Consider the following 18,956-nt stretch of genomic DNA (forward strand, 5'->3'; position numbering starts at 1 on the left):
ACTCCGATTCAGTTTACTTAGAGCCAGTCCTGAGTTAGGCAGGACTTATACCAATTCAAAATTCAAAATTCAAAATTAAGAAAGTGAAAATTAGCATAGGTTTTATGATTTGCATCTGTATCATATTTTTTGTGAATTGATATTCCGTAAAAATTGCTAAAAGCTTAATTTATCCAACTGCCTTTTCTTCCAGAGGCTTCCGCTAAGGTAAAGCGTCTCAGAAAATGCCTTTTCTGCATGAACGCTACGCGATCGCCTGCAAGTAGGGTGACAGAATCTTCTTAGCTAAAGTTGGTCTACTCAGTACTGTTTATTGCCGCACTGGAATTGTGATCGCAAACTCTGTACCTTTTCCTGGCAAGGAGTTACAGTGTATTGAACCCCCGTGTTTTTCCACAACAATTTGACGGGCGATCGCCAACCCCAAACCCGTACCTTTCCCCACGGATTTCGTAGTAAATAAATTGTCAAAAATCTTTTGTTTTATCTCTTCACTCATTCCCTTGCCATTATCAGCAATGGCAATTTTTACATAGTTATTTTCGATTGAATTTGTAATAGTAATTTGGTTGGGATTAGCTTTGATATCTTGAAGATTGCGCCCGGTATTCGATTCATCTAACGCATCAATGGCATTGGCTAAGATATTCATAAATACCTGATTTAATTGCCCAGGGAAGCATTCAACTTGAGGTAGATTACCGTAGTTAGTGACAACTTCAATTGCGGGACGTAGTTCATTTGCTTTGAGACGATGCTTGAGAATGAGAATAGTGCTATCGATACCTTCGTGGATATTAAACGGCACTTTGTAATCGCGATCGGCACGAGAGAAAGTGCGTAAACTGGTGCTAATATTTTTGAGTCTGTCGCACGCCATTGTCATCGAATCGAGCATTTTGGGCAAGTCTTCTAAGGTATATTCCAAGTCAATTTCTTCGGCATGGTCGAGGATTTGTTCGCTCTTATCGGGTAAAGTTTCTTGATAGAGTTTTAAGTGTTCGATAATATCAGTAAACGTTGGTTTAGCTTGTTTGAGACTGGCAGCAATAAAACCGAGAGGATTATTCATTTCATGGGCGACACCAGCAACTAAGTTACCCAACGCAGACATTTTCTCACTTTGAACAATTTGTAATTGAGCTTGTTGCAATGCCAGTTCTGCTTGCTTGCGATCGCTAATATCCAAAAACAATCCATCCCAAACTAGCGTTCCATCCACACGCCGTTCAATTCTAGATTCGCCGTGAATCCACTTGACGATTCCTGATGGAGTGACGATTCGCCCCTCCCAGCGCCAGTGAGATACAGTTTGAACGGTGTCAGTACTTGATTCCTGGTAAGAAGCCACATCATCAGGATGTACCATTTTGTCAAAAAACTTCGCATCGGCAGCAGCTTGCTCTGGCGTAATTTCGTACAAATTGTAACAGTCAGCACTGATGTAGTTTAACGATAGGATTCCATCAGCACTCATCTGGTATTGAAAAACCACCCCAGGCACGTTGTCTACAAGTTTTTCAAAACGAGAGTTACTCGCACTCAATTCGGCAAACGAGCGCTCTAATTGTTGGGTATATTCTAAGGAACGTTCGTAAAGTCGGGCATTTTCCAAGGAAATGGCAGCTTGAGCGCAAAGTAAGTTGAGAAGTTCGACGCGATCGCTTGTAAATGCCCCCGTTGCTAAGTTATTTTCTAGATACAAAATGCCCATCAACTTGCCTTGATGCAAAATCGGGCTGCACAAGATACTTTTCGGCTGCTGACGCACGATATAAGGATCGTTGGCTAAAGTCGGATCGGCAGTTGCATTCATTAGCACAACAGTTTGCCTATCATGCAAGACTTTGTAAATCAGTCTGTGGGGAATGTCCTGACTATCTTCAATGGGAATACGCTGCAAGACAACTGGCTTTGAACCTGTGGTAATCGATCCTTTAATTAACAAGCGCTCCTCTCGCAACAGCATAAACACGCATTTATCAGCCCCAGCATTTTCAATGACGATCTCAAGCAATGATGAAAGCAGTTTTTCAAATTCGATTTCACCTGAGATACTATGAGAAGCTTTGAGAATGGCAGCTAAATCTAAAGCAACAGATGCATTACTACTGTCGGAAATGCTGGAACTGATGGATGTAACATTTGCCAATGAGAACATTGTGTCTCTAGTGGAGAAGGGAGTATGGATTTGCTGGAGGATAGGGGCTAGCAGTTGCGGATAGTGTCTTTCCAGATCGGCAATTTTGGCTTTTGCACCCCATTTGGCGTAACAATAGTAAGCTTCTTGTATATAGCCTGCGGCGAATTTTTCTTTGCCCCATTCGAGGCAGAATTTGGCTGCAAGTTCGTTTGCTAAGGCTTTTTCTTGGAGGTAGCCATTGACTTCAGCACCAGAAATAGCGCGATCGAACAGTTCAATTGCTTCTGTTTTTTGTCCTGATAAAACGCTTAAAACTGCATTCACGAGATCGTACTTATGAGCGAAGTTTTCAGGACAACTAGCTGCCCATAGACTCAGTTGCGCTTGGTTTGATTTAACTTTTTGGATGTAACTATTGTTTAAACCTAGACAATGACTCCGGCAGTATTCAGCGATCGCAATAGATTGATAAAAATTGATCGCTGCAACCTGATATTTTCCAGTAATTGTACCAACGAGGTCTTCAGCCCCCTGAGCCGATGCCAATGCCTCCTCATAGCGCCCGTAAAAACAGAGAATTTTAGTTTTTAGGAGCAAATAGTGACAAATTGCATAATCACTGTTGTTTATCCTACATGTTTCAAGATGCTGCTGTTCAGTCGGGATATCAAGAGCAGGACTAGCTGTAAGTTCAGCAAGCGCAATGTTTAATCCAGAGAGCGTATCCACAGAAAGCTGATAGTTAAGTTTCTTGGCACAAAATTCTAAATATTCAGGAAGATTTTGCTGAATTTCTAATAGATTTTCTCCTGCATAAAATGGATTGAGCAGCTTGTACATCAAAAGATTACCTGAGAAAACCATCTCCCCAGACTGTAGCCCAGCCACTAATCCGCGATCGAAAATCGGCCCTGAGCAACGCAAAGGATGCACCCAGGAAAGCAAATTATTCCCCAGCATATAACAAGCTTTGCATAGATTATCTGCTTGCTTAAATCGTTTGGCTAAACTTTCTGCAAGTACTCCAAATTCATAGCCAGATTGATAGTTGCTCTGATATCCGAGATACATTCCATAGGCGGAAAATCCGTTTCCTGATTCAGCGATTACGCCAAAATTGAGAGATACTGAAACCATCGATAACGCGACGACAAAGTATAGCTCTCCTTTTTGGAGAACATAAACGGGTACGATTAAATTATTCAAGATTTTAATAATCAGGCGTTTTTCTGGATCGGTGGCCTCTGGTTCATCAACGAGCTGCTCTATTGTGCGATCGCCTAATTTCAATTGAATCTCACGTTGGTAAGATTCAAGTTTTTCTGGTAAGTCTATTTCTGATAAATCAAAATTCAAGCAAGACAATGCCTTTTGTCCATAGTGAAGTGCTTGGAGGTATTGACCTTGCAATGTGAACATCAAAATTGCTAGGTTAAAGGCTTCAGCTCTTTCAATTTGTTGTCTTGCAAAGTTAGAGATCGTTTCAATAATGGCTAGAGAAGATTGAAAATCCCCAGACAAATACTTAACTTCTGCGAGATTGAAATAAACATCTAAGGACTTTTCATAATATTGCTGCCAACTATCTGGAGGTAACAAGCTCTCAGCTACCGTAAAGTAGTTAACAGCAACTCCATAGGCAGTAGACTCTTTAGCCTTTCTCCCGGCAATACAGTTTAGCTGTAAAAGTTCTGAACGTTCTTCCTGGGTTTGATGAAGTACAAAGCCCTCATTTAAGTGATTGACGATCGCAAAAATTTTGCTGCCTTGTTCTTCTGGCGAAACATTAGCAAGCAGAAGTTTGCCAATTTGGAAATGGGTTGCTTGTCTCAAAGTCTCAGGAATGAGAGAGTAAGCGGCTTGCTGCACTCGATCGTGGAGAAACAGATAATTAACAGTAACGTTATCAACCGCTTCTACATCATGTCCCTTTCCTTGGAAAAACTTGTAGGTTGAGTTTTCTGGAATCACTAACCCATCTTGAAGCGATCGCCACAAGTCTGCTGCTACACTATCTTGAGTAGCTTCACAAACTACTGCTAATGTTTCTAAATCAAATCGATTACCAATGCACGCCGCTAGCTTTAATACTTGCTGTGTTGCTTCTGGTAGCCTCTGCAATCGTCGGATCGTAAATTCTACAACATCATCCGTCAGAGCTAACTGTGTCACCTGGGTTAATTTACACTGCCAATAGCCGGAGGAACGATTGAAAGTAATACATTCTTCCTCGTGCAGTCCGTACAAAAACTGAATGGTGAAAAATGGATTTCCTTGAGTTTTTTGGTAGACTAAATGCGAAAGCGGCGCAGCGATATTATTTGAACACTGCAATGTATCGGCAACCAAACTGGTAATATCTAATTCGTTCAAAGCAGCCAACATCAGAGTATTGAGATTGACACCTTGTTTTCTAATCTCATTCAGGGTTAGCATCAACGGGTGGGCTGAAAAAACTTCATTATCCCGATAAGCTCCGAGTACGAGTAGATAGCCTGCTTCTGACTCGCTCATCAACAATTTCAAAAGGTTCAAAGAAGCAGAATCGGCCCACTGCAAATCATCGAGGAAAATCACTAAGGGATGTTCTTTTTTCGTAAATACCTGAATAAATTTGCCAAAGAGCAGATTAAACCGATTCTGAGATGCACTACCAACCAACTCGATTATCGGGGGCTGGGAACCAATAATGCATTCTAGTTCAGGAATGACTTCAATCAGAACTTGTCCGTTTTCACCAACAGCAGCAAGGATTTGCTCCTTCCAGCAAGCTAGTTCTATATCGGATGCGCTGAGGATTTGTCCCATCAAACTGCGAAAAGCTTGGACAAAGGCTGAAAACGGGATATTGCGATTGAACTGATCGTACTTTCCTTTGATGAAATAGCCGCACTGTCGGGTGATGGGTTTGTGGACTTCATTCACCACCGCAGTTTTGCCAATACCAGAGAAACCAGCCACCAGCATCAGTTCAGAACTACCGCTAGCAACACGCTCGAAGGCTTTGAGTAAAAACTGAACTTCATTTTTCCGTCCGTAGAGTTTATCGGGGATAATGAAGCGATCGCACACATCATGCTGTGCAATTTCAAAACTTTCAATCTTACCCGAAACTTGTAACTGATGCAGACAATTTTCTAAATCAAATTTTAGTCCTAAGGCATTCTGATATCTCTCTTCAGCATTCTTCGCCATCAATTTACTGACAATTTTTGATAGTACAGATGAAATGTCTGAATTAATTTCGTGTACTAATGGTGCGATTTTTGCAATATGGGAATGTACCAACTCCATTGGGTAGTTGGAGGCAAAAGGTAACTCTCCCGTGAGTAATTCGTAGAAAGTTACACCGAGTGAGTAGAAGTCTGTGCGATAGTCAATCCCCCGATTCATTCTGCCTGTTTGTTTGGGGGAAACATAAGCAAGTGTCCCTTCTAACACATTAGGATTTACGAGGGTTTGGGTTTCTCTTGGTAATAAAGATGCAATACTAAAGTCAATTAATTTAACTTGTTTTGTTTCGGGATTAATTAATATATTGCTAGGTTTGATATCTTTATGGATAATGCGCTCTTGGTAAAGTAAATCTAAGGTGTCGCACAGAGCGATCGCTATTTCTAAAAATTCTTGTAGAGATTGGAGATTTCCTCTTATTTTCCACTCACTGAGAGAAATTCCGCCAAAATCTTCCATGACCAAAGCATAGCCATTTTGGTACGGTTCTAGGCTATAAGTTTGGACAATTAGAGGTGAGTTGAGATTTTTCGCAATGACATACTGATTGCGAAACGACAAGAGTTCGCTGAAATTTGGATAAGGATTTTTCAGCAGTTTGATTGCTACTCTTAAGGAGTCAGTTTCTCGAACTGCTCGATAAACCAGGGTTCTCGAACCGTTGTAGATTTCTGAGGTAACGTTATATCCGGGAATCCTCACAAAAGTGGCTACCATACTGCTGAAGAAGTGATGATTTACAGATATAGTGTTCCCAGATATATCAAGTGATTTATATAAAAGTAAATATTTACACCTTAATTTCGATGATAAATTCACTACCCTGACCAACAACAGAGTTACAACTCAATTTACCGCCGTGGGTTGATTCCACAATTTGACGGGCGATCGCTAATCCTAAACCCGTTCCTTTTCCCACAGATTTCGTTGTAAACAAATGGTCAAATATCTTTTGTTTGACTGTTTCATTCATGCCATTAGCATTATCAGCAATCGTTATTGTAACTCGATCGTCTTGCAATGAGGTTTTAATTGTAATCTTGTTAGGATTTTTTTGGATTTCTGCAAAACTTTGCCCATTATTCGACTCATCTAAGGCATCAATGGCATTAGCGAGGATATTCATAAACACCTGGTTTAATTGTCCAGGAAAACATTCAACTTGAGGCAAATTGCCATAATCGGTTATTACTTCAATTGCTGGACGTTGATCGTTGGCTTTGAGGCGATGTTTGAGAATTAAAATTGTACTTTCAATCCCTTCATGAATTTTAAATGCCACTTTGTAATCTTTATCAGCGCGGGAGAAAGTTCTTAAACTAGTACTGATATTTTTCAGGCGATCGCACGCCATCACCATTGAATCTATTACTTTTGGTAAATCTTCTAAACTATAATCTAAATCAATTTCTTCTGCATGGTCAATAATTTCAGCACCCGGATTAGGTAAACTTTCTTGATAAAGTTTCAAATGTTGCACAACATCGGCAATAGTGGGTTTAGTTTGTTTGAGACTTGCAGCAATAAAGCCCAAAGGATTATTCATTTCATGGGCTACACCAGCAACTAAATTACCCAGTGCAGACATTTTCTCATTTTGAACAATTTGTAATTGCGCTTGTTGTAAATCTTCTAAAGCTGTTCCGAGTGCTTGAGATTTTTCTGTAACTGCTGATTCAGCTTGTTTGCGATCGCTAATATTAATCGTTGTCCCAACTACGCGATAAACTTTGCCCGTCTCATCTTTTAAAGGGCTGAGTGTGGTTAAAAACCAAATTTTCTGGTCATTAAATGTTAAACATTCTTCATAGGTGATCGGTGTTCCAATTTGGAAACAATGCAGATATTTTTGCTCGATTGCTGCAACTTCATTAGGAGCCATTAATTCTTGCGGAGTTTTACCCAGTACTTGAGAAGCAGGTATACCAATCACTATTTCGCATGATTTACTCCATCCTGTGTACTCATACCTACCATTATCCCGGATATCAGTCACAAAAATAAGACAGCCAACACCTTCGTAAATACTATTGAGGAACTTTTCTCGCTCTTGGAGATGATTATATAACTGGGCATTCTCCAAAGAAATTGCGGCTTGAGTGCAGAGGAAATTTACAATGGAAAGGCGATCGCTAGTAAATACGCCTTGAGTCAGTTGATTTTCTAGGTAAAGAATCCCTACTAAACGCCCTTGATTAAGAATCGGGGTACATAATACACTCTGGGGTTGTGTTCGCTGCATATATTCCCCAATCAACCCAATGGTATCTGTTTTGCAATTGTCTATAACAACTGTTTGTTGGGTATTTTTGACGTAATTGATAATTTTTGCAGGAATCTCTTGACAATTAGCGAGTGATTGTGGATCCAAAATGGTTTGTATTTGGTCATGATTGATAAAGGTAATTGCCCTAATTTGCCAATTATCACCAGATACTTTCTTCAATAAGGGTTCTCCCCGCACGGCAGTGTCCTCATCTTGGGGAAGAATTAGTACAACTTTCTTCGCGCCAGAGTTTTCTAGGATAATGTGGGTCAAGCTGGCAATGAGTCGATCTAATTCCAGAGAACCGGAGATAGCTTGAGCGGCTTTAAGAACAGAGGTAAAATCTAATGTCTGGGAAATACCAGTACTGCCAGTGGTAGAAGTGCGAGTAGATGAGGAAGTGCCGCGAAAGCTAATAGTTTCTAAGGTATTGAAGTTGATTCGTTGCTGTTGCAGAATCGATTGGAGTAGTTGGGGATAGCGTTTTTCTAAGTCTTCTATTTTGGCTTTTGCACCCCAACGAGCGTAGCAGTAGTATGCTTCTTGCATATATGCTTGGGCAACTCTTTCTTTACCCCAATCGAGATAAAATTTTGCTGCTAGTTCGTTGCCAAGTGCTTCTTCGTTAATGTATTCGTTTTCTTTGGCGAGGGAGATGGCGCGATCGTAATGTTCAAGTGCTTCTGCTTTATTGCCCAACACTCGTTGTTTTTCAGCCTCAACTAAATGCCATTTATGTAGATGATTCATGGGAGCATTTTGCGCCCATTGCTGCAAAGTGGTTTGATGGGTTTCTACCAAAGCGAGAAATTCGGCTTGCTTTGGCTCTGGCTGTGCCAGCAAGAGCGCTAAATGCGTCAGGGCTGCATAGAAATGAAAAATGGGAATAAAAATCATGCCTGATACTGCCATCAAATACTGTTTGGCTTGGGCGTTATAGTCTAGGGCAGCCGTGTAGTTACCAAAAAAGTAGGCAAGTATCAGTTTGTAAATATAAGCAATAGCGATCGCCGAGAGATCCTTGTCTTGATGGTGCTTAGGAAGCATTGCTGTTTCATTGTAGGCAGTGCCAATTAAGCAATCCGACAGAATACGGGCTTCCCTCAAGTTCTCCACAGTCTGCTGCATCATATCCAAATAAGTCAGGGCAGAATGTTGTTTTACCTGCACTAAGACAGCCCTGTAACCTGCTATTTCGGGTTCCCAAATGTCCAGTTCTACCCCAGCAAAAAGTTTGGCAATGAAGTAATTGAGCGAGTTATAGCCAGCGTTGAGAAAATCACCAGTTTCCATACCAGTCGCATAGCCATCTTTCATCGTCAGCATCGTTGCCCTGAGAGATTCCTGATGATGTTGAATCCAGGCCGCAAACAGAAGTAGAATCTTACACTTGAATTCCCCGACATTAAATCGGTCAAGCAAATTCATTGCTAATCGCCCAAAGCTATAGCCTGTTTTCACTTCTGACAAAAAGGCACACAACACCATACCGTGAATCATATACCCCACCGTTGATGCAGGTGCATTCCCAAACTGGAGTGATAAACTCACCATCGTTGCGCTCAGTATGGGCAGTAATCCGGGCATTGCCTGTAGAATCGGTGAAAATAATATTCCTAAGAGTTGCATAGCTGCCTGAGTTTGGCGGTCGCTCATGATAGGTAGATCGACTAATTCTTCAATCCCTCTGCCGCTTTGAAGGCTGGCTACAGTCTGTAGTACTTTGCCAATTTTGGCTTCGTCAGGTGCAGTGGGGAGTTCAATCCCCAATTGAAAGAGTGCATCTCTGCCAACTGCGATCGCTTCTAATATTCTGGTCTGGGCAGTCTGGGCAGCAATTTGAATTTCGTAAATTTTAACTTTGTCTAAAATCGTCTGGGCTGATTTCAACACCTGTACTGCGATCTGTTCCATGCCATCAAAGTCAGCATTCAAGTAGGCGGCTTCGGTGGCGGCAACGTAGAGACTCAGGGTCAATTCATATTGTTCTTGCCAGCAATTCGCTGTAAGTAGCTCAATTCCAGTTTGTAAATAGGCTCTAGCAGCAGCGTAAGCGGTAGAATTTTTGGCTTTATCTCCTGCTGCTAAGTTAAGCCGAGCCAAGGCTTCTCGTTCGCTTAATTGAGTGATTAACTCTTGCCCTAAATTCAAATGTCCAACAATATCAAACAGTTTTTCTTCTTGTTCTATTTGAGAGGAATTTTGGAGAAGTAATTGACCAATTTTGAGATGAGTTGCTTGTTTTTGACGATCGGGAATTAGAGAATAGGCAGCTTGTTGTACTCTGTCATGTAAAAATCTATAATAAGCTGTCCTTTGTCCTTTATCCTTTGTCATTCGTTCGCTTTTTTCTAATGACGACTGACCACTCGCCCTGAGCGGAGCCGTACCCCTACGGGGAAGCAAGCTACGCGTAGCGTCTCGTAGAGAAGGGATGACCAATGACGAATCTTGATAAAACTTATAAACATCACTAATCGGTAAAATCAACCCTTCTTGTAAAGCTTTCCATAAACTAGCAGCCGTTTCAATTTCTGATTCTTGCGAAACAATTGCCAAAGTTGCTAAATCAAATTGGTTGCCAATACAAGCAGCTAACTGCAACACTTTTTGAGTTGATTTAGGCAGTCTTTGTAATTGAAATATCATGAAATTCACAACATCATCTGTAACTGCTTGCTGATTGATTTGGGTAATATCACATTGCCAATATCCTGATTCAAAGTTAAATTCAATTAACCCATCTTGGTGTAGTGCCTTGAGAAACTGGATGGCAAAAAACGGATTACCTTGAGTTTTCTGAAATACCAATTGAGAAACAGGTAATGCCGAATCTTTTGTACATTTCAGTGTATCTACAACTAATTGATTTACTTGCGATTGACTCAGAGGCGCTAAAGTAATCGTATTAATTGTGGCTGCTGTTTTTTGGATATCATTCAAAGTCAACATTAATGGATGTGCTGGGTTGATTTCGTTATCACGATAAGCACCAATTAAGAAAAGATGTTTGGTATCAGCCATTAATAACTGTATTAACATCAACGATGCTGAATCTACCCATTGTAAATCATCTAAAAACATCACCAATGGATGTTTTTCACTGGTAAAGACTTGGGTAAATTTCTGAAATAATAAATTAAACCGATTCTGGGCGGCAGTTCCTGATAATTCTGTAGCAGGTGGTTGCTGACCAATAATTCTTTCTAATTCCGGGATAACTTCAATAATTACCTGTCCATTATCACCTACAGCCGCTAAAATATTGGTTTTAAATTGCTGAATTTGAGCATCGCTTTCGGTTAATAATTGCCCGATTAAATCGCGGAAGGCTTGCACAAAAGCGCTAAAGGGAATATTTCGTTGAAATTGGTCATATTTCCCTTTGATAAAATAACCGCGTTTTTTGACGATTGGTTTATGAACTTCGTTAACTACAACGGTTTTCCCAATACCCGAAAAACCAGCCACCAGCATCATTTCTGTCGCACCTGTACTAACGCGCTCAAATGCTTGCAGGAGAGTTTCTACTTCTGTTTCTCGTCCATAAAGTTTATCAGGGATAATAAAGCGATCGCACAGATCCCGTTGAGCAATTGGAAAACTTTTAATTTCACCAGTTTCTTGGAGTTGAGATAAACAAGTTTCTAAATCAAATTTCAATCCCAATGCACTCTGATAGCGGTCTTCAGCATTTTTTGCCATTAATTTCATGACAATATCTGACAACACTTGCGGAATCTGTTCATTTTTAACTTCCTGAAGAGATGGTGGAAGTTTTGCTAGATGACAATGTACCAACTCCATCGGATCGTTTGAATGGAACGGTAACTCACCCGTAAGTAGTTCATAAAAAGTGACACCTAAAGAATAGAAATCAGTCCGGTAATCAATCCCCCGATTCATTCTTCCTGTTTGTTCGGGAGAAATATAACCAAGTGTCCCTTCCAAGACATTGGGATTCATCAGTGTTTGAGTTTCCCGTGGTAGTAGGGATGCAATACTAAAGTCAATTAATTTAACTTGTTTTGTGTCTGGATTAATTAAAACATTGGCGGGTTTGATATCTTTATGAATAATCCGGCCGCGATACAATATATCTAAGGTGTTGCACAGTGCGATCGCTATTTCTAAAAACTCTATCAAAGATTCTAAGTTTCTCCCCACTCCCCAATCCTTGAGAGAAATCCCCCCAAAATCTTCCATTACCAACGCATAACCATTTTGATACGGTTCTAGGCTATAAGTTTGGACGATTAGAGGTGAGTTGAGATTTTTCGCTATGGTGTACTGATTGCGAAACGACAAAAGTTCGCCAAAACTCGGATAAGGATTTTTCAGCAGTTTGATCGTTACGGGTAATGAGTCAGTCTCTCGATACCCTCGATAAACGATGGTTCTAGAACCATTGTAGAGTTCTTCGCTAACCTGATATCCGGGAATATTGACTCTCGTACTAACCATACTGCTAAATCTTTAAGACTCCAGATATAGTGTTCCCAGATATCAAGCGAACCCGTCGCTCCACGACTTGAAATTTTCAGGATTTAGACTCAAAGAAAATTGGCGCTAATCCCATCCATTCTTTACGAAACGCGGCGCGAACAAGGAGTATCCGAGATTCATACCGGAATTTCAATCGTAAATTCTGTACCCTGACTCAGAACCGAATTAAAACTTAATTTGCCACCGTGGGTTTCTTCAACGATTTGACGAGCGATCGCCAACCCTAAACCCGTCCCTTTACCAACAGCTTTTGTCGTAAATAAATGGTCAAATATTTTTTGTTTAACTGATTCGTTCATCCCTTTGCCATTATCAGTAATGGAAACTTTAATTAGATTATTTTCGACTGAGGTTGTAATTGTAATGCAGTTAGGATTGGCTTTAATTTCTTCAAAGCTGAGTCCATGATTAGATTCATCTAATGCATCAATAGCATTAGCGAAAATATTCATAAATACCTGATTTAATTGACCGGGGAAACATTCTACTTGAGGTAAATTACCGTAGTTTGCAACAACTTGAATCGCCGGACGTTGTTCATTGGCCTTGAGACGATGTTTGAGAATTAAAATTGTGCTATCAATGCCTTCGTGGATATTGAAAGGTACTTTGTAGTCTTGATCGGCACGAGAGAAAGTTCTCAAACTGGTGCTGATGTTCTTTAGCCTGTCACACGCCATAGACATAGAATCAATCATCTTGGGTAAGTCTTCTAAGCTATAATCCAAGTCGATTTCTTCGGCGTGGTCTTCGATTTCATCGCTTTTGTTGGGTAAACTTTCTTGATATAGTCTGAGATGTTCAACAATATCAGCGATAGTAGGTTTCGCTTGTTTGAGACTAGCAGCAATAAAACCAAGGGGATTATTCATTTCGTGAGCTACACCTGCCACAAGATTACCTAGTGCAGACATTTTCTCAGTTTGCACCATTTGTAATTGTGCTTGTTGCAGGTTTTGTAAAGCAGTTTCTAGCTCTTGTGCTTTTTGTTGAAGTTGGACTTCAGCAACTTTGCGATCGCGTAGCGCAACTTGTTGTTCTGTAATATCATCTGCTAGGGAAGCAACTCCGATTGACTCGCCATCTGCATTTACAAGCGGATTATTATACCAAGCACAAATGATAATTTTACCATCCTTTGTCATATTTTCATTGATACTGTAATTGCCGCCCTCCTGCGATATAATTTCGACGCTGACTCGCTCCATTTCTACTTGAATTATTTCAGGAATGATGAATTTGAAGTCACAACCCAAAGCCTCTTGTTTGCTGTAGCCAAAGATTCTTTCTGCGCCTGGGTTCCAGTCAGTAACCTGAAAATTGGTATCCCACTCTATAACTGCTAATGGAGTTTGCTGAACCAATAACTGGAGTTTTTGCTGGGATGCTTGCAAGACAGACTGGGCGGCGCTTAACTCCTCAAGCGATCGCTCTAGCTGTTGGGCATTTTCTAAGGAACGTTCATAAAGTCGGGCATTTTCTAAAGAAATTGCCGCCTGAGTACACAGCAAGTTGAGCAGTTCGACGCGATCTTTTGTGAACGCCCCTGTTGCTAAATTATTTTCTAGATATAAAATGCCCATCAATTTACCTTGATGCAAAATCGGGCTACACAAGATACTTTTCGGCTGCTGACGTATGATATAGGGGTCGTTGGCTAAAGTCGGATCGGCGATCGCATCAACTATCACAGCAGTCTGTCTATCGTGCTTCACTTTGTAAATCAGCTTCAGGGGAATGTCTTGACTGTCCTCAACGGGAAGGCGTTGTAACACTACTGGCTGCATCCCCACGGTAATTGACCCTTTAATTAGCAGACGTTCGCCTTTGGTATCGCCTAGCGAATCGTTTCGCAACAGCATAAACACGCATTTATCAGCCCCAGCATTTTCAATGACGATTTCAAGCAACGATGAAAGCAGTTTTTCAAATTCGATTTCGCCGGAAAGAGTGTGAGAGGCTTTGAGAATAGCAGCTAAATCTAAAGCAACAGAAACACTACTACTGTGGGAAGTGCCGGAATTCGTGGGTGTAACACTTGCTAACGAGAAGATTGTTTCGCTAGTGGAGAAAGGAGAATGGGTTTGCTGGAGGATAGGGGCTAGCAGTTGCGGATAGCGTCTTTCCAGATCGGCAACCTTGGCTTTTGCCCCCCAACGTGCGTAAGAGTAATATGCTTCTTGCATATATGCTTGGGCGAGTTTTTCTTTGCCCCAGTTGAGGTAAAATTTGCCAGCAAGTTCATTCGCTAGTGCTTCTTCTTGGATATATGCGTTTTCTTTTGCAGAGGCGATCGCGCGATCGTAGTAATCCATTGCTTCATACATCCGCCCCAATACCCGATACTGCTCTGCTTCAACCAAATAAAATTTGTGTAAATGGTTTGTGGGTGCATGGTTTGCCCATTGTTCCAGCTTCTTCTGGTTGTCAACAACTTGCTGGGGGAGGCATTCTTTACCTTGAGCGTTGGGTAACATCGCCAGGTGAGTCAATGAATCGTAAAAGTGAAACACCGGAACCATAAAACAGCCGGATACTCCACTTAAATATTGTTTGGCATCAGCCGCCACTTTGATAGCTTGTTCCCACTCATTAAACAAGTAACAAAGAATTAATTTATTGATATACAGTGTTCCCATTGCGTAAAGATCGTTTGCCTGCTGATGCAAGGGCAACATGATTTGTTCGTCATAGATTACACCTTGAATTTCCCAAGGACACTTGCTCTCGGCGAGTAAATTTAAGACGGATTGGTAAAAGACTCTCAGATAATTATGAGCAACTTCCTGTTTGAGTTGAGCCAATGCCTGATTGTAAACCTTCATCTCTGGTTCTAGGATTGATAAATCTTTTCCGAGAAAAAAGGAAAGCGAACAGTAATTGTAGGCACAGTAGGCAGCATATTCTAAAGTACCCATCTCCAGACCGCTATGGTATCCGTCGAGTAAAGGAGCAAGTGAATTTTGAATATGATGTTTCCAAGGCTTCACGAAGGGATAAACCATGTTAATCGTGCTGGCTTTAAATTCTTTGCTTTGGAAGCGTGATAGTAGTCCCATTGCCAGTTCACCAATGCGATCGCCTAAGTCTATTTCTCCAATAACACACAAAATTACTCCATACCAAGCATAAGCCTGTGCTGATACCGCAGCATTACCGTATTCTACTGATAACCTAATCTGCTTACACACGATTAATGGCAGTAATTCTGGAACCGCTTGATAGACTGCTGCTGTCACCGCCGCTAAAATTCGGATTGTTGCCAGGGCTTGGAAGTCTGTCATTTCCGGCAGTTCCAAGAAATCTTCTAAATGTTGTCCTTTTAATACATCTTGAGTCTGTTGCAAACTTTCAGTAATATCTGCGTCAGTCGGCTCTGGAAACAATACTCCAAATAATTCCAAAATCGAAAGAGCGGTTTTAATAGCTTTGGGCTGTTGACTCTGGGCTACCTCGGCCAAAATTCTCACTTCATAGACCTTCACTTTGTCTAGTAATTGACGAGCATTTTGCACTACTTCGTCAGCTATCTGCTCCATTTGCCTAAAATCACCGCTCAGACAGGCTACTTCTGCGGCTAAATCATGCAGAGCTAACGTTAGTTCATAGCATTGCTGCCAACAACTTGTTGGAAGAAGTTGTATACCTTTAGTGGCGTATTCAATTGCTGCAACGTAAGCGGTTGCAGATTTAGCTCTTTGGGCAGCAACTAGATTTAGCTTTGCTAATTCCTCACGTTCAGTTTCTACAACAATTAAATCGGCTCCTTTATTTAATTGATTGACAATTTCAAAGATTTTTTCCTCTTTTTCTGTCTCGCTCATTACACTTAAAAGCAATTGTCCAATTTTTAAGTGCGTCAGTTGTTTTTGGTCATCGGGAATCAGAGAATAAGCGGCTTGTTGGACGCGATCGTGTAAAAATCTGTAAGAAACTGTCATTTGTCCTTGGTCATTGGTCATTTGTTCGCTTTTGTCTAATGACAAATGACCAATGACTAATGACTCTTGTTGATAAAATTTATAAACATCACCATTAGGTAAAATCAACCCTTCTTGTAATGCTTTCCACAAAGCCGCAGCCGTTTCGATTTGAGATTGTTTAGAAACAATTGCCAAACTTGCTAAATCAAACTGATTCCCAATACAAGCAGCTAGCTGTAACATCTGTTGAGTTGATAGCGCTAGTTTTCGTAATTGAAAACCCATAAAGGCAACAACATCATCTGTAACGGCTTGAGTCATCACTTGGGTAATGTCACATTGCCAACAGCCTAACTCAATATCAAATTGAATCAGATTTTCTTGATGCAATGCTTTGAGAAACTGGATTGCAAAAAACGGATTTCCTTGAGTTTTCTGATAGATTAATTGAGAAAGAGTCCATGCCGAAGTTTCTGCACATTTAAGTGTGTCACCAACTAATTGATTAACTTTGAGTTGACTCAGTGGTACTAAAGTAATTGTATTAATCGTCGCTTTGTTTTTTTTAATTTCACTCAAAGCCAACATTAATGAATGTGCTGGATTTACTTCGTTATCACGGTACGCACCAATTAACAAAAGATGTTTTGTATCAGCCATTAATAGCTGCATTAACTTCAATGATGCCGAATCTGCCCATTGCAAGTCATCTAAAAACATCACTAATGGATGTTCGACACTGGTAAAAACTTGGGTAAATTGTTGAAATAATAAATTAAATCTATTTTGTGCTGCTGTTCCTGATAATTGTATGGCGGGTGGTTGTTCGCCAATAATTCTTGATAATTCGGGAATGACTTCAATAATTACCTGTCCATTTTCCCCAACAACATCTAAAATCTTGCTTTTCCATTCCTGAATCTGTGCATCACTTTCGGTTAACAATTGCCCCATTAAATCCCGGAATGCTTGTACAAATGCACTAAAGGGAATATTCCGTTGAAATTGGTCATATTTGCCTTTGATAAAATAACCGCGTTGGCGAACAATCGGTTTATGAACTTCATTGACAACCGCAGTTTTTCCAATTCCTGAAAAACCTGCTACCAGCATCATTTCTGTTGCACCAAGACTGACTCTCTCAAAAGCTTGGAGTAAAGTTAATATTTCGGTTTCTCGTCCATAAAGTTTATCAGGAATGATGAAGCGATCGCACACATCACGCTGTGCAATTTCAAAAGCTTCAATCTTACCATAAACTTGTAGCTGAGACAAACATTTTTCTAAATCAAACTTCAGTCCCAAGGCACTTTGATATCGATCTTCGGCATTTTTTGCCATCAATTTCATCACAATATCGCAAATAACTTGGGGAATATCTTCTCTATTTTTTAAAATTTGTGGAAGTTTAGCAATATGACAATGCACCAATTCCATTGGCTCGTTTGATGCAAAAGGTAAATTTCCTGTAAGTAACTCGTAAAATGTCACACCCAAAGAATAAAAATCAGTTCGGTAGTCAATCCCCCGATTCATTCTTCCTGTTTGTTCTGGGGAAATATAAGCGAGTGTTCCTTCTAAGATATTGGGATTGACTAGCGTTTGGGTTTCTCGTGGTAGTAAAGATGCAATACTAAAGTCGATTAATTTAACTTGTTTGGTTTCGGGATTAATCAGAATATTGCTAGGTTTAATGTCTTTGTGAATAATCCGTTCGTGGTAGAGTATATCTAAGGTATTGCATAGTGCGATCGCAATTTCTAGAAACTCCTGTAGAGATTTTCCCCTTCCCTTGATTCCCCATTCCTTGAGGGAAATCCCCCCAAAGTCTTCCATCACTAGCGCATAGCCATTTTGATAGGGTTCTAGGCTATAAGTTTGGACTATTAGGGGTGAGTTGAGATTTTTAGCGATGGTGTACTGATTCCGAAACGACAAGAGTTCGCCAAAACTCGGATGAGGATTTTTCAGCAGTTTAATAACTATAGGTAATGAGTCAGTCTCTCGATACCCTCGATAAACAATGGTTCTAGAACCATTGTAGAGTTCTTCGCTAACCTTGTATCCAGGAATATTGACAAGAGTGCTAACCATACTGCTAAATCTTTAAGACTTCCGGATTTAGTATTCCCAGATGTCTGAAGTTGTTTACCCAACTTTTTATCAATCAATTGATTCGTTAATTTAGGATCTACCCGGCCTCCCGTTTTCTTAAGAACTTGTCCCACAACGCAATTATTAAATTTTTCTAAAGATTTGCTTAAGTGTCTTAACTGTCTTAACTGTCCTTGCCTTTGTCTTTCAGTCATATTAAATTATTGACGAAGTTTTTCACTCGCATAGAGGAAATCATGAAAACTATTACTAAAATCGGACGACGATTAATATCAGTGTTCTTGGTTGTAGTTGTAAGTACCTTGATGTTTTTGACATCTCCAGCAATGGCGGCTACTTGGGTAACCGTTAATCCGGATAATCTTGAAAGTCAAGTATTAGTATCTGACAAGATTACTGTTGTAGTTTTGGTTTCAAATAAGTCCCCTGACGCTGAAAATGTCAAAGCCAAGTTAAAATTAGAAGTTGAAAAGGCTTATGGTGATAAATACAAACTTGCTGTAGGCAGCGTTGAAGAAAATGGATTCCTCTACAGGAGTGTTATTGCACCTCCTATATACCCACCTTTACCAGGAATTACTGTCGTCAAAGACGGTTATCCTTTAAGAGGAATATTTATTAATCCCAATGATCCCTCAGGAGCATTTAATGTCATCAATGATGCCATCAAGGAGTAACTCTAATTTTTAATCCCTCAACTGATGCTAAAAACTCCCAATTAATACCAATTCTTGAAAATAGAATAGCAGTTCTTGATACGTTAGGAACA

Annotated in this window: 4 protein-coding genes and 1 pseudogene; 1 reads left to right on the top strand and 4 read right to left on the bottom strand. The window is 40.4% G+C overall.

The window, feature by feature from the left end; genetic code table 11:
- Window positions 1–310: 310 nt before the first annotated feature.
- From RMY64_RS03630 to RMY64_RS36750, 4 genes and pseudogenes are all read right to left on the bottom strand, one after another.
- Complete coding sequence (locus RMY64_RS03630; RefSeq protein WP_322699324.1) at window positions 311–6,094, bottom strand: AAA family ATPase; 5,784 nt, start codon at window positions 6,092–6,094, stop codon at window positions 311–313.
- 73 nt (window positions 6,095–6,167) lie between these two features.
- Complete coding sequence (locus tag RMY64_RS03635; RefSeq protein ID WP_322699325.1) at window positions 6,168–12,107, bottom strand: AAA family ATPase; 5,940 nt, start codon at window positions 12,105–12,107, stop codon at window positions 6,168–6,170.
- A 158-nt stretch (window positions 12,108–12,265) separates the two neighbouring features.
- Window positions 12,266–18,166 carry an AAA family ATPase gene (locus RMY64_RS03640; protein ID WP_322699326.1) on the bottom strand — a complete coding sequence of 1,967 codons (5,901 nt, stop codon included), beginning with the start codon at window positions 18,164–18,166 and terminating at the stop codon, window positions 12,266–12,268.
- A 59-nt stretch (window positions 18,167–18,225) separates the two neighbouring features.
- Window positions 18,226–18,330: pseudogene (locus RMY64_RS36750) on the bottom strand (hypothetical protein); the annotation flags it as partial.
- 93 nt (window positions 18,331–18,423) lie between these two features.
- Between RMY64_RS36750 and RMY64_RS03650 the strand changes: the two are divergent.
- Window positions 18,424–18,864 (top strand): hypothetical protein, encoded by a 441-nt coding sequence (locus RMY64_RS03650; RefSeq protein ID WP_322699328.1) that lies wholly within the window; start codon window positions 18,424–18,426, stop codon window positions 18,862–18,864.
- Window positions 18,865–18,956 lie beyond the last annotated feature (92 nt).

Source organism: Nostoc sp. DedQUE08, assembly GCF_034530895.1.
Taxonomy (GTDB): Bacteria; Cyanobacteriota; Cyanobacteriia; order Cyanobacteriales; family Nostocaceae; genus Nostoc.